Origin of the sequence: Streptomyces sp. NPDC101776, from assembly GCF_044766845.1 — a bacterium.
Lineage (GTDB): Bacteria > Actinomycetota > Actinomycetes > Streptomycetales > Streptomycetaceae > Streptomyces.
The window spans coordinates 46,033-66,741 of record NZ_JBIWMV010000032.1 but is presented as its reverse complement, the minus strand read 5'-3'; the positions used below and the strand labels follow the sequence as shown (position 1 = coordinate 66,741).

Here is a 20,709-nt window from a genome sequence, read left to right as displayed (position 1 = left end):
CCGCCTGGTCATCGGCGGTCGCGGACTTGGTCACGGTGTCAGTCACTTGATGTCTCTTCCATGATCATCAATTACACCGGTGAGCGTACAGACCCGCGGGGCACTCGTCGCAACCACCATTGAGTGGTGTGCAAGCTGAAGTTGCCGGTCACGGGTCTGGTGTGCGTGAGCATCGGGATGCTCGTGCTGGTCGTCGGCGGGTGACTTTGGTGAAGATCGTCGGTCATCGGGCGACTTCGCGGTTCGTGAGGACCAGCAGGGCCCGGACCAGGGCGGTCGCCCAGGAGGGGTCGGTGCGTACCGTGCCGAGGACGCGCCAGTTCTTGAGGTGGGCGAAGCCGTGCTCGACGGTGCCCGGACGGCCGCCAGTGCCGTGTTGGACAGTTTCCGGCCTCGTGTCAGGGGCCGGTTCCGGGCGGCCTTGTAGCCGGTGATCACCGCCGGGTCGGCGTCGGGGCTGCTGTCGTCGAGGCCGATGAATCCCAGGTCGGCGATGGCGCCGAGCCCGGCTTCCCGCAGTTTCCGGGTGAGCTGGTCGTGCCGGCAGGCGGTGCTCTCCGAGGTGCGGTCGGGGCGGGCTGCCGAGATCCACAGCAGTCGGCCCCGGTCGTCGGTGAGGGCGATCACGAGCAGGCCGTGGCATTTGTTCTTGCCGGAGTAGTTCTTCCGGTTCTCCTTCCCGGTCCTGCGCCGGGTGCGGATCACCGATCCGTCCAGCAGGACGATGCCGCCACCCATTCGGGTGATCTTCTTCAGGGCCCGGTCCAGGCGCGGGGCGCGGGCAGCGAGCAGGCCGACGAACTCCCTCACCCATCGGGTCACGGTGGTGCGGTGCACTCCGTTGCCGCCGGCCAGGTCGCCGGGCCGCTGGTCACAGCGCAGCACTGCCAGCACAATGGTGGCGATCTTCCCGGCTGGCAGGACGCGCCACCGCGAGCCGATCTTCTTGAGGTGGCCGCGTATCAGGCCGGCGAGATGGTTCAGGGTGGCGCTCGACAGCGGCAGGCGGGTGGTGTAGACAAGGCCGTCAGGGCCCTCGACGGAACTGTTGTTTTCCTCACACAAACTCAACTGCCGTTGGGGCCCGTCAGTTATGGGCACACCGCGCGTGACTACGGACGTGCCGTGAACCGACCGTCGGGCCGTTTGTGCAGCCAGCCGCAGGCGGCGAGCTTGGTCATCTTCGCTCGCAGAGGTTCCAGCTTGCCGCGCACCGAGGCGTCCAGGCCCAGCCGCTCGCCGACCGCCCTGACCTGCACCGGGCCGCCGCCCTCCCGCACGATCGTCAGGATCCTGCGGTAGTCGCCGGGCAGCGCGCCCTCGTCGGCCGCGTCGCTGCGGTGCGGGATGAGCAGGACCGCCCGCCCGGCCACCTTCGCCGGTACCGGAGCGACAGCCTCGGCCTGGACCTGCTCGGCCAGGCGGTTCAACACCCGCTCCGCGAACGCCAGTTCGTCCCGCTCGACCTGAACCCCCTGAAGCTGCTTGGCTAACTCCTCGGGACGTTTGGATCCAGCTCGACGCCGGGCCCGAGGGCGACCGTACGGCACTCCGCCCAGTCGGGTGGCACGGCCTACGCATCCGGCGCCGCGGGCCGGACCAGGTCCGCGGCGTCAGGACGTACTCCGGCCATGGCACCCCGGCTACTTGGTGGGCAGAGCCGTAAACGCTGCCAGGGTGTGGCTGACGAAGCCGCGCAGTCGGCTGTCCGTGCCGGAGTTCGGATCGTTCATCATGCTGAGCAGCTTCATCCAGGGGTCGATGTCACCCACCGGTACCCGCTTGCCCAGCGCTTCCAGCCGGTGGGCGTAGAGGCGGCCCCGGCCCAGGGTCCTGAGCTGGGTGAGCGGGCTGACCGCTCCGACGCCCGCCGCCGTGTACGCGGTGCGCAGCTCGTCGTCGGTCAGATTCGCGAGGCGGCCGGGCAGTTGGACGTAGTAGCCCGTGCCGGTCAGGTTCGTGCGTACGGTCAGCGGGTTGGTGAAGGACTTCACGCCGTTGGGTACCGGCCTGTGCGTGGTGCCCGCCGCCTTTTCCGCGTCGCTCACGAGGGCGGGGACGACGGGGCGGACCGCGGCCGAGGTCCAGGAGCCGTGGAAGGTGTGGCCGAGTGGGGCCGCGGCATCGGTGTCGTACATCTGGAAGTAGTGACCGATCCGGGCGCGGGCGGCGTCGCTGGGCGCGCCCTCCCTGTTGCGGGCGTAGTTCTCCAGCGTGATCACGTCGTTGCCGTCCCGTATCACCACGCCGGCGTAGTGGGCGCTCCAGAAGGAGGTCAGGTCCAGGACGGGGGCTCCGGGCCGGCTGTGGTCGGTGCTGAGCAGTGCGCTCCCCAGATCACCTCCGGGCGGTATGTCCTGCAGAGAGACGGTCATGAACGCCTCGCCGACGTCCGGTTGTACGTACTGGTTCACTCCGAAGTGGCGGTTCGCCGGTTGGCCCCCGATCACCCGCCAGGTGTCGGTGCGCAGTGCGGTGCCGTATGCCGTGGCGATGACCCGTGCGGAGTCGGCCTGTTGGATGCTGAGCGGGGCTCCGGTGACCGCCAGTGGGGCCGGGTTGACGAGGAAACGGGCGATCTCGAATTCCGGCAGCTGTGGGGGCAGCGCGCCGATGCCGTCGGGCTCGGCGATCTGGATCTCGCCGGCGCCCAGGGCACCGTTGACGATGTCGTTGCAGTTCTGGGCACCTATCGCGGCGATTCCGCGCCCGCCCCAGCCGTTGTGGCGGGCGGTCACCCTGCGCAGGACGTGTCCGTTCACGGTGATGGTCTGGTTCTCGACCGCTGAATCCGGCACCAGTTCGACGGCATCCCCCAGCGCACGTCGCCAGGCGTTGCTGTCATCGATGAGTGCCTGGGTGGCGTAGAAGACCTTCGGCTGTCGGGCTGTGAGCTGGCAGTCCTCGATGGCCAGTCGGCCGTTCGCCGACACCCGCAAGGTGACGCCTGCCGGGTCGCCCGAGACCAGATGGAGCTGTCCGGCCGGGTTGAGGAACGACACCAGCGGGTCGGCGGGGGCGGGGACCGCGGCGTAGGAGACGTTGTTCTGGCCGATGAAGGCGTCCTGCGCGGCCGTCGGGGCCGACCATACGGTGGCGCCCACGACCACGCCCGCGGCAGCCCGCTGGCCCGGCGTCACCTGGTTCCATGCCTGGACCGCGGGCGTCGGCAGTGCCCGTGGGCCGCCGGGACCGTCGGGCAGTCGTACGGGCAGTCCCCCAGCGAAACGCCATCCCGCCGTGTGGGCCTCTGCCTCCAGTGCCGCGCGGTCGCTTCCGGGCGCGACCCGGCCTGCTCGTTGCTGTACCACGTGTGCCACCTCGTGCCCCAGCACCTGTCGGCTCCAGGAGGAGCCGGGCTGCCAGGCACCGGGCGTCAGGTGAATGTCGTCCCCGACGGCCCAGGCCACCGGCCCGCCGTGGGGAGCCGTTGCGTGCAGATGCACCCGCACACATGCCAGCCGGGTCCCGAACGCCGCTTCCAGTTCCGCCCGTAAACCAGCCGGCAACGCGAATCCCGTCATCGTTCCCCCTATTGCCCACAGAGTCGCTCCGCCGTGGCGCGTCTCCTCATGGGCGGTCAGCCTAAAGTCGCTCGGCGCGGTATGACCGGCTCCGTCGCCGACGAGCCCCGAAACGGTTGCAGGCGCGGCTTCGCGGTACGGAAAATGCCTGACGGGGCGAAGTCTGATCGATGGTGTCAACGACCTCTCGATCGTCGTTCTCCCCGTAGGCGGCCAGGAGTTCGCCCCGCCGCGCAGTCACTCCGGCACGGTCCGCTCGCCCGGCGCGAGTACGAGAACCGGATGCCGGCACTCCAAACCGGAGCCCGTGGAGGTGCCGCTCGAGTACGTCTGCCGGGTGAATGGGATCACCGCGCGGCGGACCAAGCCGCGCTCGCCGACCACGACCGGCAAGATCGAGCGGTTCCCCAAGACCCTGCAGGAGGAGTTTCTCTGCCAGCTCGTGCCGTTCGAGTCCCGGGAGGCAGTCCGATTCGCCAGCTCGCCCATGTCCGTGAAACAGGGTCCCGGCCAGGCGGTCAGGGCTACGGTCACCTGGACATCTGCGTCGGTCCCGAACCGCCGCGCAGCTTTATAGCTCCCACTCGGGAAACAGCAGGAACCGGTCGAGACGGTCGAGGTGAGCCGACTCCCTGGTCCCGATCATCCGCACGATCTCTTTCGGAAGGTGCTCCTGGTCGAGGCCGAGCAAGGAAGTAGGCGGGTCGGTCGGTTCGCTGTCACCGGTGTCACTGTCACGGAGCAACGTGCTGGGAAGGAGCGCGTCCCCAGCTTCCACGGAGGCTTCGGCGGTGAGCAGGGGGAAGATCCTCACGCGCGTGCCGAGCCGGTCCCAGCCGAGGTGGTCGAACAGGCTCGGATCCAGCTTCAGGGAGAGGTCGCCGGTGAGGCGGCCGACGCGTATGGCGAACAACGTCCACCGGGTTCCCGGCACCGAGACCAGCACCGTCGTGTCCTGGCATACGGCCTGGAGGTACGCCCACGCCTGCGGGGTGCGGTCACGCACCGCCTGCTGGGCGGCCGCGACGTTCGGGCTGTCCCCGGCCTCGACCAACTTCCTCATCACGACCGGCCGCAGGAGCGTCCAGGCGAGCCGGTCGGGAAGCTGTGCGGTGTCAAGGTTCCCGGTCTCCTGCGCGACCAGCGTGGTACGGGCACTGAATTCCGTGGGACGCTCGAAGAGCCGCTCCCGGAAGCCTCCCTCGCGACCGGGAAGGATCGTCCTCAGGTCGGCGAGTGTGCCCCTGCTTCGCCCGGTTCGAAGAGGCTGTTGACAGCCTCCTGAAGTTGGATGCCCTCATGGCGGATCACCACCGACGTGGCTTCGAGGGCGATCAGCCGACGAAGTCGGGATGCGCGCGAGACGACCTGCTTGTAGGGGGCGTTGAGTGGGCTGACGTATATGCGCCCCTCGTGGACGATCACCGGGCGCAGGTCCGCGGGGAGCACCGGAAGCCGGCGCAGCAGCGCCCCCCGGGGGATGTCCTTCCCGTGTCGGGCGTACAGCAGCCGCACCGCCTCCGGACCGGTGCACAGCTGGTCACAAGGACCTCACCCTCGACCCGGTCACCGGCGTCCCCTCCCTTGCCCTACGCAGAGCAGGCGAGCGCACCGCCTCCGTGGAGAAGCTGGAGGAAGCTCTCTCCGAGCATCTTCCCGCCCGCAGTGTGCTGGAACATCTGGCGCGGGCGGCGCACTGGACGGACTGGTGGAAACGGCCCGGCCCGCGCTCGGGCAGCGAGCCGAAGCTGAAGGAGCCCCTGCCGCGCTACGTGACCACCGCGTTCGTCTACGGTTCCGGGCTCGGCCCTGCCCAGGCGGTTCGCCACATGCGGGGCAGCGTGGCCGCGCACGAGCTCGGCGCGATTGCGAAGCGCCACTTCAGCATCCCGGTTCTCAACCGGTGCGGGGGCGACGTCGTCAACGCCCACGCTGGTCTGGACCTGCCGGCGGCGTGGGGGGATGGGTCGGTGGCGGCGGTGGACGGCACCATGATGGACACCATCATCGACAACCTCCTCGCCGAGACCTCGATCCGCTACGGCGGCTACGGCGGGATCGCCCACCACCTGGTCTCTGACACCTACGTTGTGCTCTTCTCCCGGTTCATCCCCTGCGGGGTGTGGGAGGCCGTCTACCTCATCGACTCGCTCCTTGCGAACGAGTCGGAGGTCAGGCCGGACACCGTGCATGCCGACACCCAGGGCCAGTCCTTCCCGGTCTTCGGGCTCGCCCACCTGCTCGGCATCGACCTGCTGCCGGGGATCCGGAACTTCCAGGACCTCACCTTCCACAGCCCCGATACCCAGGTGCGCTACCGGCATGTCGACGCGCTATTCTCCGCTGATCCGCGTACCTGCATCGACTGGCAGCTCATCGAGAGCGGCTGGAAGGACTTCATGCAGGTCGGCCTGTCCGTACGGGAAGGCACCGTGTCCTCCGTCACCCTCCTGCGGCGCCTGAACAACCACTCCCGCAAGAACCAGATCTACCGGGTCTTTCGCGAGGTCGGTCGCGCCGTCCGGGCGATCGTCCTGCTCCGCTACCTGTCGGACCCGCAGCTGCGGGAGCAGATCACCAGGGCGACGAACAAGGCCGAGGCGTACAACGGGTACACGAAGTGGCTGCACTTCGGCGGGGACGGCTACCTGCGCTCCCGCGATCCCGAACTTCAGGAGAAGGCCGTCAAGTTCCTCGACCTGATGGCCAACAGCATCATCTTCTCCACCACCGTCGACATGACCGAAACACTGCGCCAGATGGCCGCCCAAGGCCGGGAGGTGAACCCCGACGACATCGCCGCGCTCAGTCCGCACCGCAGGGACAACGTGCTGCGCTTCGGCGACTACGAAACCGCCACCCTTCACATCCCGCCCGGCCCGTACGACAGCGCGCTTCACCTTCCTCAGGATGGCCTCTCACAGTGCTCCTCAGCGCCATGGGAGTCGGTGAAGAACGCGCAGGTAGCACGAGTGCGACGCTCACGGCGGATCGGCTGTGACCGGGCCCTGAGCAGGACAGGAGGCCAGTACTGGCGAGCTCGCGTATTCAACTGTCGCCTATGTGCCCACCGGGTAAGGGCGAGCATCACTCTCTGTAGCTAGCGAGCGTGGTGACCTTGCAGCAGGTGCCGCTTGAGGTATCCGGTGCTGACGGGCCCCTATGGAACAGGGCGGGATGCCAGGTGGCGTTGAAGGTCGATGTGGCGGAACTGGGAAACCGGGGGCCGACCCGGCGCAGGGATGCCGTGGTCTCGTGGAAGATGGCCGGTCAGGTGGGCCATGTCCTGATCGGAGGGGGACCCGTTGAGGCGGGCCTTTCAGGCTGCTTGGGGGCGCAGGCGTGCGGCACTGCGTCCCAGTCGGATAGCTCCGGCCAGCGGGATCACCATGGCGATCAGGAAACTGCCGAAGAGTTCCTCGGCACCGAGGCCGCCGGCGAAAGCGAACAGTGCGGCAGCCGCGGGGATCACCAGTAGGGGTGAGAGGGCGCAGAGGATGCCCAGGTGCTTGTCCCGCCTGGTCCATGCTGTAGAGCGCCAGATCCGCACGGCGGCAAGGACGGCCACTACGAGGCCGATGCCGAGGACCTCGAAGAACGGGGCAGCCAAAACCATCATGCCCAGGGTCAGAGTGGTGCGCGCGCTGCTCTGCGGCTGCAGCGGGGTGACGCCGGGCTCTTCGGCGATCGCGGCGGCGGCAATCTCCCGGGGGGTGCCGAGCTGGTCCAGAGCCTGCTGGACCGCCGCGTCATCGGCACCCTGCGGCAGCACAGACTCGATGTGCTCGCGCAGGTCCGCCAACAGGTCACGGCGCCGGTCGCCGGACAGCACTGCTGCCTCCTGGTCGACCGAGGCCAGGTAAGCGCGAACCAGCGGGTGGGTCAGGGCGTCGCTCATGATTCAGCTCCAGAAACGAGAAAACGGTCAACAGCATCACGGAAACCGGGCCAGTGCCCGGAGAACTCCGCCAGGGCTTGCCGGCCCTCGTCGGTCAGTTCGTAGTACCTGCGGGACGGACCGCTGGCCGACTCCACCAGGTACGTGTCCGCCAGGCCACTTCTGCGCAGACGAGACAGCAGCGGATACAACGTCCCCTGGCTGGTCGCCATGACCGGCGTATCCGCAAGAGCCTCCAGCAGCTCCACCCCATAGCGTGGCTTGTCAGACAGCAACGCCAGGACGCAGTACTCCAGCACGCCCTTGCGCAGCTGGCTCACACCGCGGGCCTCCACGTGATTGCTTGCTTTGCCAGCTACCATGCAATGCATACTACCTGAGCGTGTCAACCTCGGGTCAGAACTGGCGGCCTCGCGTAGTCCGGCCTCGGTCCACTGGCGGACCTCTCGTAACCAAGGGTCGCGCATTCCCTGACCGATGAAGGCTTGATCTCACCGTGAGTGATCGCCGGGGCATAGTGCCGCCAGGTCCCTCCACTCTCGGCAGCGAGTTGGGCGGTGGTGTCGTCGTGGTAGCCGAGCATGCGGGCGATCACGGGTGCAGGTGCCTGGAGGACGAGGTGACGGATGGCCGGGGTGCGTCCCCGCTGGCTGGGGAAGCCCAGACGACGGAACCGGAGTTCGAGGGTGTCCGAAGTCATGGGCTGCCCGGCCCGGCGGCCGAGGAACAGCCAGCGGGCGTCGGGGTTGGTGGCGGTCATGGTGTTCGGGCGCTGGCCGAGGTAGGCCGGCAGCAGCGAGGTGAAGGGCTCGGGGACGGGTGAGGGCTGTCCAGAACCATGTGAATTTCCTGGCCGGGGGCGATGATCGCGTCAAGCTGGTCGAGGAAGGCAGTGAAGGTCACCGCGTCGTTTCGGGCGATTACCTCGGTGAGGACCTCGTCGGTGACCACGTCCAGGGCGGCGATCAGGGATGCGGTGCCGTGGCGGCGGTACTCGAACTCCTCGCGCGCGGGCTCACCGGGCCGGGCGGGCTCAGGGGTAGAGGCCGGCCCGGAAGGTGAAGGAAACGAGTTGCGCCCGGTCACGTGCGCCGACCTTCGTCATGGCCCTCACGGCGTGCGTCTTCACGGTGAACGGCGAGACGTACAACTGGGCGGCGATCTCGTCGTTGCCGAGACCGCTGGCAATGAGAACGATCACGTCCCGTTCCCTGGGTGTCAGAGCGCCGAAGCGTCGCAGCAGTTCCTGGTCGATCACCGGGGGCGGACTGTCGGTCATGTGACCGATGAGCGCGGCCGTCGCGGCGGCGGACAGCGCACCGCCACCGGCGAGGACCTCGGTGATTCCGGCGACGAGTTCAGCGGGGCTGACGGTCTTGCTGAGGAAACCGTTGGCGCCCGCACGAAGGGCGGCGAGAACGATGTCGTCCTGGTCGAAGGTGGTCAGCACGATCACCCGCAGCTTTTCGGGCGGGTGCTCCTTGCGGATCCGGCGGGTGGCTTCGACGCCGTCGATGCCGGGCATCCGGATGTCCATCAGGACCAGGTCGACGGGATGGGTCCGCAGGAAGGGAACGGCCTGGAGCCCATCGGAGAGATCACCCGCGACAACGAGACCCGGGTCGAGCAGAAGCATCGCCCGGATGCCGGCCCTGATGTCGTCCTGGTCGTCAACGATCAGAATCTGCGTCATCGGACGACAACTCCCGCAGGGCTGAACTCCGCACGGACCCGGAACCGCCCACCGTCACTGTCGATCGTCAGCCGCCCACCGGAGGACTCGACGCGTTCGCGCATCCCCACGAGTCCGAGTCCACTGCCCGGGTCGGAGCCGTACGGCGAAAGACCGACGCGATTTTCCACTGTGGCGCAGATCCTGCCGTCGTGCTCGCGCACATCCACCGTGGCCGTCCCTTCCCCATGCCGGTAGGCATTCGTCAGTGCTTCCTGAACGACCCGGTAGACCGTCACGCCAACGCTGGGCTCCACGAAAACGGCGGGGACCGCGATGGAGGACCGGACATCGAGGCCGATGCTCCCGAAAGAGGCGACAAGTCCCTCCAGACCGCTCAGCGCCGGGATCGGCCGGAGCGCCTCACCGTCGGGGATGTCGTCATGGCGGCGCAGGAGCGCGAGGATCCGTTGCGTCTCGACGACGACGGTGCGGGCGCTGGACCTGGCTGACACGAGGGCCTGCCGGGACGACTCGGCGCCTTCGGGAAGCCCGATCTCCGCTGCGCCGAGATGCATGCTCAGCATCGCGACCTGGTGGCCGATGACGTCGTGGAGGTCCCGGGCTATACGCAGTCGTTCCTCGGTCACTCGTCGGGTGGCCTCGATCTCGCGGGTGGCGATGGCCCTTTCGGCCCGTTCCTTCAACATCCACCAGTGGTCTCGGTGGAGGTGGAGCGCTCCCCCGGTCGCACCTCCCGCTATGGCAGAGAAGAGGGCGGCGGCGCCTACGACCGCGCCACCACGGAATCCCCCCAACGTCATGAACGCGCTCAGGAAGAACGCCGCCACGATGACGGTTCCGACCAGCGGCTGCTTTCCCCTGAAGGTGACCGAGAGCAGCACGAGCACCGCCATCATCCACACCGACAGGGGGTCCTGGCCCACCGCTGTGACGGCGAAGGACGCCGCGCTCGTCACGACCAGCCCTGCCCACGGCTTCCACCATGACAGGGCGACACCACCACCGGCGAGCAGTACGGCCAGGACCGTCGGCCAACCCGACCCCCTCAGTACCACTGCCACGATCTGACCGGTGAACACCAGCGCGGCCACTGAATAGGCGACGCGGTGCAGCACCTCTGGGCGACGCACCCACAGAGGTGTCGCGGGCTCGTCCTGATCGTTCTGCGCCTTGACCATGCCCTGATTCTCGTTCGCGTGCGCGGTGGCCGTGTACTTCGAACGATGTAGACGGCGAATCTGCTCCACCCGCTTCAGGCGGGAGAAGTACTTCGTTCGAAGTACACGGCCCTGCCCGGGGAACACCAGACTCCTCAACGAGGCAACCGCCTCGCGCCATTACGCAGGGAAACTCCATGACTCAGAGCACCACATCTTCGAGCACGACGAGCCCTGTTGGGCGCCGGTCCTTGCGGCGCACCGCTGTGGTCGCGCTGTCGGCGCTGGCCCTCGCCGCTGTCCCGGTCGCCGCGCATGCCCTGAATTCCGGCCCGGCAGCGACGACCACAGGCATCCACGCGGCGGGCGCCACGGCCCGCAGCGGCACCAAGCCGACGGTGGTGCTGGTGCACGGCGCGTTCGCCGACTCCTCCGGCTGGTACGGCGTGATGGACAAGCTACGCAAGGACGGCTATCCCGTCCGTGCGCTGAACACTCCACTGCGCGGCCTCACCAGCGACGTCGCATACATCCGCGGCTTCCTGGACACCATCAAGGGGCCGATCATCCTGGTGGGCCACTCCTACGGCGGCGCGGTCATCACCAACGCTGCGGCCGGCGACCCCGATGTAAAGGCGCTGGTGTACGTGGCTGCCCTGGTGCCGGACGCGGGGGAGACACTGGGCGACGTCACCGCGCACCCGGTCGCTCATCCCATTCCCGCACTACCGCTCCAGGCGGTGCCGATCACCGGGGCGGACGGCACCCAGGAGGTCGAACTCACCCTCGATCCCGCCAAGTTCCGGGCCTTCTTCGCCCCCGACGTCAGCCCCGGCAAGGCAGCCGACATGGCCGACGCCCAGAATCCGGTCAACGCCGCGGCATTCAACCAGCCCAGCGCCGCGGCGGCGTGGCGGACCATCCCGTCCTGGTACCTCGTCGCCAAACAGGACCACATGCTCAGCCCTGACCTGGAGCGGTGGATGGCCAAGCGTGCCGGGGCCGACACCGTGGAGATCAACTCATCCCACGCGGTCATGGTCAGCCACCCCGGGGCCGTCAAGAACCTGATCGAGCAGGCCGACCGCGGCACCAACTGACCCACCGGCGAGCCCCCTGGCCGGGGCGAGCACTCGCCCCGGCCAGGGCTCGCCCACCGTCGTCCGCCAGATCCCCCAGTCCGACACCGACCGTACGGAGAACCCACCATGACCCGCGCTGCCACCATCGGCCAGGAAACCGCAGCCCCCGCCCTGCGCCGGCTGTACCTCATCCGCTTCCTCTTCGCCCTCGCCTGGGCGGCGCTCCTGCTGTCCCTCGGCGACGACCTCACCCTCTGGGTGAAGGCCTTGCTGGTCCTCTACCCCGCGTTCGACGTGGCTGCTGCCGTCCTCGACGCCAGGTCCTCACGGGCCACCCGCCCGGCCAAGGGCCTCTACGCCAACATGGCCATCAGCACCGCCGCCGCGATCGGCCTGGCCGCTGCCGGCGCCTCCGGCACGGCCGACGTCCTTCGCGTCTGGGGAGCCTGGGCCATCGTCTCGGGCCTGGTCCAACTCGTGGTGGCCCTCCAGCGCCGGGCGATGGGCGGACAGTGGGCCATGATCCTCAGCGGTGGCATCTCCGTCCTGGCCGGCGCCTCCTTCATCGCCGACGCCGCCAAGGCCAACCCCTCCCTGCCCCATCTCGCCGGCTACGCCACGCTCGGGGGCATCTTTTTCCTCATCTCCGCCATCCGCCTAATCCGCACCACCAGCAACAATCCCACGGTAGCGCTGCAGTAGCCGCTACGGAGGAGCTGCTGAGGTTGCTGGGCAGCGTCTTCAGCGGCAGTGCCCTGCTCAACCCGTTCACCGCCCGTCCCGTCCTCGTCCAGCGGCCAGGTGCCCCGGCGTCCTGCCCGCGGCCTGGGCAGCTACACACACGAACAACCCCTGCGAAAACCCGTCGCTGACAGTTATTGAAATACGGGCCCCGGCGGTGCCGGAGTACTGCCTTTGAACGCCGGCGGAGGTAGTGCCCTTCTTCAGGAGCCCGGTGTCGTCGATGATCAGAACCCCGTCGGGGCGGCCGAGGTGTTCGGCGACGTAGGTCTGCAGGTCGTCGCGGATGTCGTCGGAGTTCCAGCGGGCCCGGGAGAGCAGGTGCTGCAGTCCGTCCGGGGTGGCGTGGCCGGCGTGTTCGGCAAGTTGCCAGCTGTTCTTGCGGGCCACCGGGGCGAGCAGTGCGCGCACGTAGTCCCGCATGCGGCGGCGTAGTTCGACGCGGCCGAAGTGGTGCCCGATGGCGGTGAAGAGATGGTCCAGGTCGCGGTCCCAGGTCTCGGCCGCCTGTTCGGTGATCACACCCCCAGGCTTCCCAGACCCGCGTCGACCTTGCCGTCGTGGACACTCCGTCGAGGGGAGTGCGGGCAGAAGCCGTCCGTGACGACTTCCCGCCCGCTACACTCCCACCGCTCGACGTTTCCCCAGGTCAAGCCACGAAGTACTGCTGGAGTACTAGGACGCTGGCATCCGCTGCCCTGCGTACCGGACGCCTCGCGCGTTTCCGCTCGTTCCAGGCCGTGGTCGGCGAGCCTGGTGAGATCGGCGGCGTGAGGCGTCCGGGCCTGTGTTCAGTGCTCCCTGGCGGAAGAGCGCCGGCCCAGGAGCGGGTACCGGCCGGCGCGCGCGTGATGCTGCGCCGCGGTTGCCAAGTGGAGGGTCCCGCGGCGCAGCATCGAAAGTGGTGCTTGACGATGGGGCCGGCGGCCGAGGCCGATTCCGTGGCACCGTTGGCCGGCTACGTGAGGTTGAGTGTGTCCCCGGCCGAGGCCTTCAGCGAAGTGGTGGTGGTGCCGGGGAAGTACCAGCGCCAGCTGCCTGTCGAGGTGACGGTCACCTCGGTGGCCAGTTGCCCGATGTTGCCCGTCGTGACGGTCTTGACGGTGCTGTAGTGGGCGGCGCCCTTCTTCCGGAACTGGAGCCTGACCTGCTGCCCTGGGTACCCGTGGTACTTCAGGTCCTCCCAGTTGGCCCGTGACAGCTTGCCGGTGACGGTCACCTTGGCGTTCTTGGCGACCTTCTCGGGTGCGATCACCGTGGTGAGCTGGGCGGCGCGTTTGACCTTGTACAGGGCGATGCGGTCGGAGATCCAGTAGTCACCGTCGTTGGCCTGGACGGTGGCGCTGATCTCCCAGACACCCGCGGCCTTGTTGCTGTCGCTGTCGCTGTAGTCGGGGATCCATGCCGGCGTGATGCTCATCGTGGCCGTGCACACCGACGTGGTCGCCGACTTCTTCTTGCAGGACGTGCCGGTCCAGTCCACGAAGCCACTGCCGGCGGCGCTGCCCGCGTTGTACGTACTGACGTGCGACAGCCCCTTCACCCCCGAATTGTCCTTGACGGTGATGTCGACGGGGTAGGTGATCGTCTTCGCCGTGCCCACGATGACGTTGCCGCCGCCGTTGACGACGGTCTTCACCACCCGGACATCGCCCCGACCCTCCGCGTGCGCCCCGGTCGCCGTCACCAGCACCAGGACCGCAGCCCCACCGGCCGCGGCCCAGGCCGTTCTGCCTCTCATGACCCTCCCCTTGTCGTGTGCGTGCCAGGAGAGGCTACGCGATCAGAGACGTTCCACTTCGGCGGCAAGGCGGGCGGGCCCGACTTGCTCCTGCTCCACCCACCCGGCCAGCCACTGCGCGATCACCTTCAGTTCCGGCACCCGCCCAGCGGCCTTCTTGCCGTAGTCGACGTGCAGGGTGACCAGCGTGAAGGTCTGCCCGGCCGACAGGAAGCTCACCGCGTAGGGGTGGGTTGCCGTTTCGTCCACCGCCAGCACCGACCCACTGCATCTCGCCCTGGTCTTCAACCTGTCCCACACCGCCGCGAGCCGCTACGCGGCCATCGTCCAAAACCTGCTCGACGACCAGATCGAGCAGACCGCCGAGATCCGGCATGCGCCTGGTGCGGCTGCCCGACGGCCTCGGGCGCACCCGGATCGACGCTGACGCGCTGCGCGACCGGGTGGCCCGCGAACTAGCTGTCGAGGCGGCCTTCACCAGCTTGGACGGCATCGGTTACCTGCGCGTGCCGACCACGTCTACAACACCCCTGCCGACTACGAGTACTTCGCCGAGCAATGCGTCCCCGTACTGGGTGCCTGGATCCGGGAGTCACGCCGCTGAGACGACAGTTCGGGAGTTCCGCCGCGGAAAGATCAGCCAAGGCGTTCCGGACGCTTGACGCGGCAGGCATGCGGCCCGATCCTCATCCCAGGTATTGCGCGGGTCATGACAACCTCAACGGTCGGTCAACCGCGTCTTCCCGCCGACCGAGGGATGTGGGCCTTGACGCCGCTTCGACGCTCGTACCGCAGACGCAGACACGCCACCATGCTGTCGCTGCTGCTTCTGGTACTGGCCATGGCCCTCGGGCCCACCCCGAGTTCGGCGGTCGGCAACGACTGGTGGAACCCGGCCGCCCGCCCCGCCCCGGACGTTCAGATCAACGTCACCGGCGAGCCCTTCACCGGCACCAACTCGGCAGGAGAGGTACAGGGGTTCGTCGACGCGCACAACCATCTCTTCGGCAACGAGGCCTTCGGCGGCCGGCTGATCTGCGGCAAGGTCTTCTCCGAGGCCGGTGTCGCCGACGCCCTGAAGGACTGCCCCGAGCACTACCCCGACGGCACCCTCGCGATCTTCGACTACATCACCCACGGGGGCGACGGCAAGCACGACCCGGTCGGCTGGCCGACCTTCAAGGACTGGCCCGCGTACGACTCGATGACCCACCAGGCGGACTACTACGCCTGGGTGGAGCGGGCCTGGCGCGGCGGACAGCGCGTGCTCGTCAACGACCTCGTCACCAACGGCATGATCTGCTCCATCTACCCCTTCAAGGACCGCAGTTGTGACGAGATGACCTCGATCCGGCTGCAGGCGAAGATGACCTACGCGCTCCAGGCGTACATCGACAAGATGTACGGCGGCACCGGCAAGGGCTGGTTCCGGATCGTCACCGACAGTGCGCAGGCGCGGCAGGTCATCGAGGAGGGCAAACTCGCCGTCGTCCTCGGGGTCGAGACCTCCGAACCCTTCGGCTGCAAGCAGATCCTCGACATCCCGCAGTGCAGCAAGCAGGACATCGACAAGGGACTCGACGAGCTCTACGCCCTCGGCGTCCGCTCCATGTTCCTCTGCCACAAGTTCGACAACGCGCTGTGCGGCGTCCGCTTCGACTCCGGCGGCCTCGGAACGGCCATCAACGTCGGCCAGTTCCTGTCCACCGGCACCTTCTGGCAGACCGAGAAGTGCACCGGCCCGCAGCACGACAACCCCATCGGGAGCGCCACGTCCGAGGCCGAGTCGGACCTGCCGGCCGGCGTGGACGTCCCCTCGTACGACTCGAACGCGCAGTGCAACAAGCGCGGCCTCACCGAACTCGGCGAGTATGCCGTGCGCGGCATGATGAAACGCAAGATGATGCTGGAGATCGACCACATGGGTGTCAAGGCCGTCGGCCAGGCGCTGGACATCCTGGAGTCGGCGTCCTACCCCGGCGTGATCTCCTCGCACAGCTGGATGGACCTGAACTGGACCGAACGGGTCTACGCCCTCGGCGGCTTCGTCGCCCAGTACATGCACGGCTCCGAGGGCTTCGTCGCGGAAGCCGCCCGGACCAAGACACTGCGCGACAAGTACGGCGTGGGCTACGGCTACGGCACCGACTTCAACGGCATCGGCGACCATCCCGCACCGCGAGGCGCGGACGCCGCGAACAATGTGACGTACCCCTTCAAGAGCGTCGACGGCGGCTCCGTCATCGACAGGCAGACCTCCGGCGAGCGCACCTTCGACATCAACACCGACGGCGCGGCCCACGCCGGGATGATCCCCGACTGGATCGAGGACATCCGGCAGGTCGGCGGCCGGGACGTGGTGAACGACCTGTTCCGGGGCGCCGAGTCCTACCTGGACACCTGGCGGGCCACCGGACAGCACCAGGCCTCGGTGAACCTTGCCAAGGGGCAGCCGTCGACGGCCAGTTCGTCCGAGTCGAACCCGTTCACCAGCTACCAGCCGGGCCGAGCCGTCGACGGCGACGACGCCACCCGCTGGGCCAGCGACTGGAGCGACGACCAGTGGTGGCAGGTAGACCTGGGCTCCACCCACCTGGTCTCCCGGGTGACCTTGGACTGGGAGCGCGCGTACGGGAAGTCGTATCGCATCGAGCTCTCCACCGACGGCACGAACTGGCAGACCGCCTGGTCCACCACGAGCGGCGACGGCGGCCTGGACACGGCCCGGTTCACCGGGACTCCGGCCCGCTACGTCCGGGTCCACGGCCTCGATCGCGGGACGGACTGGGGGTACTCGCTGTACGAGGTTGGGGTCCACAGCGCCTGAGCCGGGGCCGACGGACGCGACGTGTTCGCCTGGCTGTCGAGCGCCGTGGTGACCGGGCTGGGCATGGCCGGCGTCTTCTCTTCATCCCGGCCGCGCGCTCCAGAGCGCCGCCGGACGTCGTCCGCCGGCGCTCTGGTGAGCGGCGCCGCGTAGGGATCACGCACCAAGGCCTCCCCGCCGGCCTCCTTCAGACGGTCCGTCAGCCGGGCCGCGAGCAGCCGCGGCGCGACCTGCGGTCCCTACACCAACCCACCCTTCGGATGAGACGCCACCGAACCCGCCCCTGACGGAACATCAGGCCCCTACACTCAAAATCAGGCCCCTGACCAGCAAGAATAGCGAAACGCTGCTGGAGTATTTAGACGGTGTCCTACATGGCCAGTTGACAGTTGTGTTGGATATGGGGAGTGGACGGTGGGGATGGATCGTACCGGACGGCCTGTGGGAAATCGCGAGGCCGTTGCTGCCGCCGGCACGGGCAAGGCCGCAGGGTGGCGGGGTGGCGGGGTGGCAAACATCGATGATGAGGAGGTCTTCGCCGCGATCGTCTACGTCCTGGTCAGCGGCTGCACCGGCACCGCACCCCGCGCCATGGCCACCCTGCGCAACCTCGCCATCGCACTCATGCGCCAGGCAGGCTGGACCAACATCGCCGCCGCAGCAGACCACTACCTCTCACACCCTCAGCACGCGACAGCCACGCTCCGGCTCACAGCCTGAGAAGGGTTTGGCTCTCCTCCGGGGAAGCCCTGAGCTGCGAGAACGCCAGTTGACGGTGTGGGCGGAGTAGGCGTCCTTCTACTGTGGTGGGTGAAGTAGGGGGCGTCGATGGTGTCGTTGATCGAGGAGTTGGAGGCGCGGGAGGCTGCGGCCCGGGTCCGGGCGGAGGAACTCGAGGGAGAGATTGCCGAGTTGACCGCGCGGTTGATGGGCGAGCGGGAGGCGTGGTCGCGGCTGCGGGTGACGCGCGAGACGGTGGCTCAGGTGCTTGCCGAGTTGTCCGGGCAGGACGTGACCGAGACTGCGCGGTTGCGGGAGCCGGTGGCGGCGGAAGCGCAGGTGGAGCCCGAAGTGCGGGTGGTGGGGGCGATCATGGTGCCGCACTGGCGGGAAGGTCTCACGACGGACGTGCTGCCGGATGTGTACCGGGACATCATCGAGGTGATCGCGGACGCGTCGGGGCCGATGCAGGCCAAGCAGATCGTGCCCCGGATCGGACTGCCCGCGGTGACTGCGAAGATCGAGGGGACGCGGGGGAAACTGAAACGGCTGGTGGAACGGGGCTGGCTGTTCGAGGACCAGCCCGGCCGGTTCGCGGCCAGGGGCATTGCATGATCGAGATCTGTCTGGGTTCGTCACGTGAGTCCGAGGGTTCGTAGGGGTCGGTGGTAGTCGCGGCCGGTGTGGCGGAGGGCGGCGGCGATGTTGGTCTGGCCGTCCTGGCGGAAGACGCTGATGGCGAGGTTGCGCAGGGAGGCCATGGCGCGTGGCAGGGTGCCGGTGCGGACCTTGGAGTCGTCCTCGCGGAACGTGCGGTCCCGCACGTGGTGCAGGAGGTTCTCGATACCCCAGTGGCCCCTGATCCAGGTGGCGAGCTCGGTGCAAGTGGCGTCGTAGATGTCCAGGCTGGTGATCAGGTAGACGCGCTCGATGGTCAGCTTTCCCGTGCTCAAGTCGCGTCGCCACCGTACGACTTGGATCGCCTGGCGGGCGCCGGGGTAGTCGAGGTGGCTGAACGCGGCGGCCTTGAGCCGGCGGACCTCGTCGCGGTGGTGGGCGTGGTCGCGAGTGCGGTGCCCGAGCGGGATGTCCCGCCAGGGCAGCTTCCTGACCTGGGCGTACAAGCCCGGATGGTTCTTCTTGACGACAGCCACGTAGTACGCGCCGCGACTGGTCAGAAAGGCCCCGTGGTGGTGCTGGGTGTGCAGGGCGTCTGTGGTCACCACCGAGTTCCGCAGATCCAGGCCGTCCAGCAGGGGTGCGAAGGAGGGGATCTCGTTGCTCTTGGAGGCAACCTACCGCTGGGCCAGGACCACGCCGTGGTGGTCCATCGCCGCCAGCAGCCCAATCGCCGCGGCCGCCCGGGTTCGCGATCCGCGGACCACCTTGCCGTCGACCGCGATCACCCCTCGCACCGGCCCTTTCTCCGCGTCCGGCTCGACCGGAGGCGGCGTTCTGGCCTGCAGATACGCGGTGATTGCCGCGTCCAGCTCGTCACCGTCCACACGCTGCAGCAGGCGGCGCAGGGTGGCGGCGTGCGGCACCGGCCGCAGACCGGTAAGCGGATCGGCACCGAAGCCGAGGACACCCAGTACATGCTGCGGGGCATCCGTGATCCACTCGCTGATCGCGATGAGCGAGCGAGCCCCGGTCAGCACCGCCGAGACGGCTGCGCACAGCAAGGCGAGGGCCGGATACCGCAGTCCTCGCGCATCGCGGGGATCGGCGACCAGGATCAGGAAACGCCGCAGGTCAGCGACATTGCCTGGGGTGAGGGGATCGGTCGGGGAGCCCGGTTGCTCCAGTGCGGAAGGGATGGGCGATCATGTTCGGGCAGGCACGGTCTCGCTCGGTTCTCATGGGTCTCGACAACCACATGATCACCAGCACCGTGCCTGCTCTGCTCTCCGGGACCCCTTGCCGCACAACGGACATGACTCCACGTCACTCACGAGACCGGCGAACTGGACCAATCCCAATCGCGCAATGCCCCTGCGAACGCGCGGGTGTCTGCCCGGAGCGTGCACCCGCTGTCGCTGCTTGCTCCCGGTCAGGTCCGGCTCCGGCGGGATGCCGGGTTCGGCTGCGCCCACGACCAGCCCCCGCCTACAGATCCGTCAGCAGGTCGGCACGCCGTGAGGACGCGAGAGGGCTCGGGTGATGCAGGAGCGGCAGTGGATCACCGCTCGCCGGAGCGAACTGGACGCCCTTGCCGAGGAGTTGGCCAAGCAGCTTCAGGAGGCCAGGTCGAGCGGGACGAACTGGCGATCGCGGAGCGGGTGTTGAACCGCCTGGCCGAGCAGGTCCAGGCCGATGCCGAGGCTGTCGCTCCGGTATCGGCGGAGGTGGCTGGGCGGGCAGTCCTGCTCATCCCGCACCGCACCGCAGTGACGCGGCCGACGAGGGCGCGCTGCCCGGCGGCTACCGCAAGATCCTGGTGATCGTGCGTGTGGCCGATGGCCCGGTGCAGGTAAGGGAGGGCGGCGAGCGGCTGGGTCTGGACGCCTCGGTGCGCGGCAAGCTGAAACCTTTGCGGGCGAAGATAACCAAGCTCGCCGGCAGCTGGTTCAGCGTCTTCCCCGAGCAAGTCCACCTGCTGACGCCCAAGGCGGCCCGGTCAGGTCCGCCGAGGCACCAGGAAACCTGATCATCAGCAGAACACACGTTCCACGATCCGCCGCGCCGAGACCGTCCCGCGCCCGTAGACCGCGGCGCAGCCCAATAGCCAAGCTCAGCGTTCCGGCGGCAGGATCAGGGTGGGCTCCAGGACGACGCGGGCCGCGGGCTCCTCCCGGACCACCGGGGCCACCGCGTGCCGCGCGCCGCGCTGCTGGCGCCAGTGCGCCTGCGCCAGGACCACCGCGACATACGGAATGACGACCGCACCGGCCAGCGCGCAGGCCGCCAGGACCGGCCAGCGGTTCCAGGTCGCGGCCATCAGCACCACGCACACGGTGCGCACCAGCATCGCCATGAGGTAACGGCGCTGCCGGCCGCGCAGATCACTCGTCAGACCCGTACGCGCCCGGGTGATGGACTCGGCCGGGGCCGGGCGCCGGGGAACTCTGCTCATCGGGGCCTCCGCGGACACTCCGGCACGAACACACCGGACAACCGGGCAAAAGGGCGAGGTAAGGCGGGAGTTGGGCACGGCCGGCCGTATCAGTGCCCGTGTCGGCGCCGGTGACCGTTGTGGTCTACGACAACTGCCGTGAGGACAGCGGACAGTGACGGTTCGTCAGGATGGCAGGGGTGGTGGGACGGCAGCGGCGGGAGTGACCGTCCCCCGATCACCCTCGCCGCACCTGTCGGTCCCACCTGGC

Annotated in this window: 22 protein-coding genes and 5 pseudogenes; 9 read left to right on the top strand and 18 right to left on the bottom strand. The window is 68.4% G+C overall.

Annotation, left to right across the window (positions count from 1 at the left end):
* Positions 1 to 223: 223 nt before the first annotated feature.
* The 3 genes and pseudogenes from ACIRRY_RS48545 to ACIRRY_RS48535 all read right to left on the bottom strand — a co-directional run bounded on the left by ACIRRY_RS48545 (position 224) and on the right by ACIRRY_RS48535 (position 3,524).
* Positions 224 to 1,065: pseudogene (locus ACIRRY_RS48545) on the bottom strand (transposase family protein).
* A gap of 47 nt (positions 1,066 to 1,112) precedes the next feature.
* A complete protein-coding gene (locus ACIRRY_RS48540; RefSeq protein ID WP_403986449.1) occupies positions 1,113 to 1,430 on the bottom strand; it encodes a hypothetical protein in 318 nt (105 codons plus the stop codon).
* 213 nt (positions 1,431 to 1,643) lie between these two features.
* A complete protein-coding gene (locus tag ACIRRY_RS48535; RefSeq protein ID WP_403986446.1) occupies positions 1,644 to 3,524 on the bottom strand; it encodes a DUF4157 domain-containing protein in 1,881 nt (626 codons plus the stop codon).
* Positions 3,525 to 3,810: 286 nt separating this feature from the next.
* Here ACIRRY_RS48535 and ACIRRY_RS48530 point away from each other — a divergent pair.
* Positions 3,811 to 4,002: pseudogene (locus tag ACIRRY_RS48530) on the top strand (IS481 family transposase); the annotation flags it as partial.
* 93 nt (positions 4,003 to 4,095) lie between these two features.
* Here the strand turns inward: ACIRRY_RS48530 and ACIRRY_RS48525 are convergent.
* Together ACIRRY_RS48525 and ACIRRY_RS48520 are read right to left on the bottom strand one after the other, a co-directional pair.
* Positions 4,096 to 4,590 (bottom strand): hypothetical protein, encoded by a 495-nt coding sequence (locus tag ACIRRY_RS48525; protein ID WP_403986443.1) that lies wholly within the window; start codon positions 4,588 to 4,590, stop codon positions 4,096 to 4,098.
* Between the two features lie 158 nt (positions 4,591 to 4,748).
* Positions 4,749 to 5,039, bottom strand: a complete 291-nt coding sequence (locus ACIRRY_RS48520; RefSeq protein WP_403986440.1) for a hypothetical protein — start codon at positions 5,037 to 5,039, stop codon at positions 4,749 to 4,751.
* Between the two features lie 104 nt (positions 5,040 to 5,143).
* Between ACIRRY_RS48520 and ACIRRY_RS48515 the strand changes: the two genes are divergently transcribed.
* Positions 5,144 to 6,628 (top strand): transposase, encoded by a 1,485-nt coding sequence (locus ACIRRY_RS48515; protein ID WP_403986437.1) that lies wholly within the window; start codon positions 5,144 to 5,146, stop codon positions 6,626 to 6,628.
* A gap of 215 nt (positions 6,629 to 6,843) precedes the next feature.
* On the opposite strand, the gene ACIRRY_RS48510 is transcribed toward ACIRRY_RS48515, so the two are convergent.
* The 6 genes from ACIRRY_RS48510 to ACIRRY_RS48485 are packed head-to-tail and all read right to left on the bottom strand — an operon-like array spanning position 6,844 to position 10,296.
* Complete coding sequence (locus tag ACIRRY_RS48510) at positions 6,844 to 7,422, bottom strand: HAAS signaling domain-containing protein (protein WP_403986434.1); 579 nt, start codon at positions 7,420 to 7,422, stop codon at positions 6,844 to 6,846.
* Entirely contained in the window at positions 7,419 to 7,784 is a 366-nt protein-coding gene (locus ACIRRY_RS48505) for a PadR family transcriptional regulator (RefSeq protein WP_403986431.1), read from the bottom strand. Before ACIRRY_RS48505 ends, ACIRRY_RS48510 begins: the two co-directional genes overlap by 4 nt.
* Before the next feature lie 23 nt (positions 7,785 to 7,807).
* Complete coding sequence (locus ACIRRY_RS48500) at positions 7,808 to 8,182, bottom strand: hypothetical protein (RefSeq protein ID WP_403986428.1); 375 nt, start codon at positions 8,180 to 8,182, stop codon at positions 7,808 to 7,810.
* Positions 8,179 to 8,508 carry a transposase gene (locus tag ACIRRY_RS48495; RefSeq protein WP_403986425.1) on the bottom strand — a complete coding sequence of 110 codons (330 nt, stop codon included), beginning with the start codon at positions 8,506 to 8,508 and terminating at the stop codon, positions 8,179 to 8,181. The genes ACIRRY_RS48500 and ACIRRY_RS48495 overlap by 4 nt, the downstream gene beginning before the upstream one ends.
* Positions 8,456 to 9,115 carry a response regulator gene (locus ACIRRY_RS48490; RefSeq protein ID WP_403986423.1) on the bottom strand — a complete coding sequence of 220 codons (660 nt, stop codon included), beginning with the start codon at positions 9,113 to 9,115 and terminating at the stop codon, positions 8,456 to 8,458. Before ACIRRY_RS48490 ends, ACIRRY_RS48495 begins: the two co-directional genes overlap by 53 nt.
* Positions 9,112 to 10,296 carry a sensor histidine kinase gene (locus ACIRRY_RS48485; RefSeq protein ID WP_403986420.1) on the bottom strand — a complete coding sequence of 395 codons (1,185 nt, stop codon included), beginning with the start codon at positions 10,294 to 10,296 and terminating at the stop codon, positions 9,112 to 9,114. Before ACIRRY_RS48485 ends, ACIRRY_RS48490 begins: the two co-directional genes overlap by 4 nt.
* Positions 10,297 to 10,472: 176 nt before the next feature.
* Between ACIRRY_RS48485 and ACIRRY_RS48480 the strand changes: the two genes are divergently transcribed.
* Both ACIRRY_RS48480 and ACIRRY_RS48475 read left to right on the top strand, forming a co-directional pair.
* Positions 10,473 to 11,375 carry an alpha/beta fold hydrolase gene (locus ACIRRY_RS48480; protein ID WP_403986417.1) on the top strand — a complete coding sequence of 301 codons (903 nt, stop codon included), beginning with the start codon at positions 10,473 to 10,475 and terminating at the stop codon, positions 11,373 to 11,375.
* A gap of 108 nt (positions 11,376 to 11,483) precedes the next feature.
* Entirely contained in the window at positions 11,484 to 12,059 is a 576-nt protein-coding gene (locus ACIRRY_RS48475; RefSeq protein ID WP_403986414.1) for a hypothetical protein, read from the top strand.
* A gap of 189 nt (positions 12,060 to 12,248) precedes the next feature.
* Here ACIRRY_RS48475 and ACIRRY_RS48470 read toward each other — a convergent pair.
* From ACIRRY_RS48470 to ACIRRY_RS48460, 3 genes and pseudogenes are all read right to left on the bottom strand, one after another.
* A pseudogene (locus ACIRRY_RS48470) lies at positions 12,249 to 12,554 on the bottom strand (transposase); the annotation flags it as partial.
* Positions 12,555 to 13,056: 502 nt separating this feature from the next.
* Positions 13,057 to 13,839 (bottom strand): hypothetical protein, encoded by a 783-nt coding sequence (locus ACIRRY_RS48465; RefSeq protein WP_403986411.1) that lies wholly within the window; start codon positions 13,837 to 13,839, stop codon positions 13,057 to 13,059.
* 42 nt (positions 13,840 to 13,881) lie between these two features.
* The gene (locus ACIRRY_RS48460) at positions 13,882 to 14,097 is read right to left on the bottom strand and encodes a hypothetical protein (RefSeq protein WP_403986470.1); all 216 of its coding nucleotides are present in this window, start codon (positions 14,095 to 14,097) and stop codon (positions 13,882 to 13,884) included.
* A gap of 104 nt (positions 14,098 to 14,201) precedes the next feature.
* Here ACIRRY_RS48460 and ACIRRY_RS48455 point away from each other — a divergent pair.
* From ACIRRY_RS48455 to ACIRRY_RS48440, 4 genes and pseudogenes are all read left to right on the top strand, one after another.
* Positions 14,202 to 14,443 (top strand): annotated as a pseudogene (locus ACIRRY_RS48455) (aminotransferase); the annotation flags it as partial.
* A 207-nt stretch (positions 14,444 to 14,650) separates the two neighbouring features.
* Entirely contained in the window at positions 14,651 to 16,666 is a 2,016-nt protein-coding gene (locus ACIRRY_RS48450) for a discoidin domain-containing protein (RefSeq protein WP_403986467.1), read from the top strand.
* 400 nt (positions 16,667 to 17,066) lie between these two features.
* A pseudogene (locus ACIRRY_RS48445) lies at positions 17,067 to 17,248 on the top strand (IS5/IS1182 family transposase); the annotation flags it as partial.
* A 246-nt stretch (positions 17,249 to 17,494) separates the two neighbouring features.
* The gene (locus ACIRRY_RS48440) at positions 17,495 to 18,001 is read left to right on the top strand and encodes a hypothetical protein (protein WP_403986408.1); all 507 of its coding nucleotides are present in this window, start codon (positions 17,495 to 17,497) and stop codon (positions 17,999 to 18,001) included.
* 20 nt (positions 18,002 to 18,021) lie between these two features.
* Here ACIRRY_RS48440 and ACIRRY_RS48435 read toward each other — a convergent pair whose 3' ends face one another.
* From ACIRRY_RS48435 to ACIRRY_RS48425, 3 genes are all read right to left on the bottom strand, one after another.
* Positions 18,022 to 18,624, bottom strand: a complete 603-nt coding sequence (locus tag ACIRRY_RS48435) for an ISAs1 family transposase (RefSeq protein WP_403986464.1) — start codon at positions 18,622 to 18,624, stop codon at positions 18,022 to 18,024.
* A gap of 57 nt (positions 18,625 to 18,681) precedes the next feature.
* On the bottom strand, positions 18,682 to 19,068 hold the full coding sequence (locus ACIRRY_RS48430) for a transposase family protein (RefSeq protein ID WP_403986406.1): 387 nt from the start codon (positions 19,066 to 19,068) through the stop codon (positions 18,682 to 18,684).
* A gap of 552 nt (positions 19,069 to 19,620) precedes the next feature.
* The gene (locus tag ACIRRY_RS48425) at positions 19,621 to 19,764 is read right to left on the bottom strand and encodes a hypothetical protein (protein WP_403986403.1); all 144 of its coding nucleotides are present in this window, start codon (positions 19,762 to 19,764) and stop codon (positions 19,621 to 19,623) included.
* A gap of 65 nt (positions 19,765 to 19,829) precedes the next feature.
* Here ACIRRY_RS48425 and ACIRRY_RS48420 point away from each other — a divergent pair, with 65 nt between their 5' ends.
* The gene (locus ACIRRY_RS48420) at positions 19,830 to 20,033 is read left to right on the top strand and encodes a hypothetical protein (RefSeq protein ID WP_403986400.1); all 204 of its coding nucleotides are present in this window, start codon (positions 19,830 to 19,832) and stop codon (positions 20,031 to 20,033) included.
* Positions 20,034 to 20,117: 84 nt separating this feature from the next.
* Here ACIRRY_RS48420 and ACIRRY_RS48415 read toward each other — a convergent pair whose 3' ends face one another.
* Positions 20,118 to 20,459 (bottom strand): DUF3099 domain-containing protein, encoded by a 342-nt coding sequence (locus ACIRRY_RS48415; RefSeq protein ID WP_403986397.1) that lies wholly within the window; start codon positions 20,457 to 20,459, stop codon positions 20,118 to 20,120.
* Positions 20,460 to 20,709 lie beyond the last annotated feature (250 nt).

Coding starts and splice junctions, on each gene's coding strand:
- ACIRRY_RS48535 (WP_403986446.1), bottom strand. CDS start 3,524: ATGACGGGATTCGCGTTGCCGGCTGGTTTACGGGCGGAACTGGAAGCG.
- ACIRRY_RS48510 (WP_403986434.1), bottom strand. CDS start 7,422: ATGAGCGACGCCCTGACCCACCCGCTGGTTCGCGCTTACCTGGCCTCG.
- ACIRRY_RS48505 (WP_403986431.1), bottom strand. CDS start 7,784: ATGGTAGCTGGCAAAGCAAGCAATCACGTGGAGGCCCGCGGTGTGAGC.
- ACIRRY_RS48500 (WP_403986428.1), bottom strand. CDS start 8,182: ATGACCGCCACCAACCCCGACGCCCGCTGGCTGTTCCTCGGCCGCCGG.
- ACIRRY_RS48490 (WP_403986423.1), bottom strand. CDS start 9,115: ATGACGCAGATTCTGATCGTTGACGACCAGGACGACATCAGGGCCGGC.
- ACIRRY_RS48485 (WP_403986420.1), bottom strand. CDS start 10,296: ATGGTCAAGGCGCAGAACGATCAGGACGAGCCCGCGACACCTCTGTGG.
- ACIRRY_RS48480 (WP_403986417.1), top strand. CDS start 10,473: ATGACTCAGAGCACCACATCTTCGAGCACGACGAGCCCTGTTGGGCGC.
- ACIRRY_RS48475 (WP_403986414.1), top strand. CDS start 11,484: ATGACCCGCGCTGCCACCATCGGCCAGGAAACCGCAGCCCCCGCCCTG.
- ACIRRY_RS48465 (WP_403986411.1), bottom strand. CDS start 13,839: ATGAGAGGCAGAACGGCCTGGGCCGCGGCCGGTGGGGCTGCGGTCCTG.
- ACIRRY_RS48450 (WP_403986467.1), top strand. CDS start 14,651: ATGCTGTCGCTGCTGCTTCTGGTACTGGCCATGGCCCTCGGGCCCACC.
- ACIRRY_RS48440 (WP_403986408.1), top strand. CDS start 17,495: ATGGTGTCGTTGATCGAGGAGTTGGAGGCGCGGGAGGCTGCGGCCCGG.
- ACIRRY_RS48415 (WP_403986397.1), bottom strand. CDS start 20,459: ATGAGCAGAGTTCCCCGGCGCCCGGCCCCGGCCGAGTCCATCACCCGG.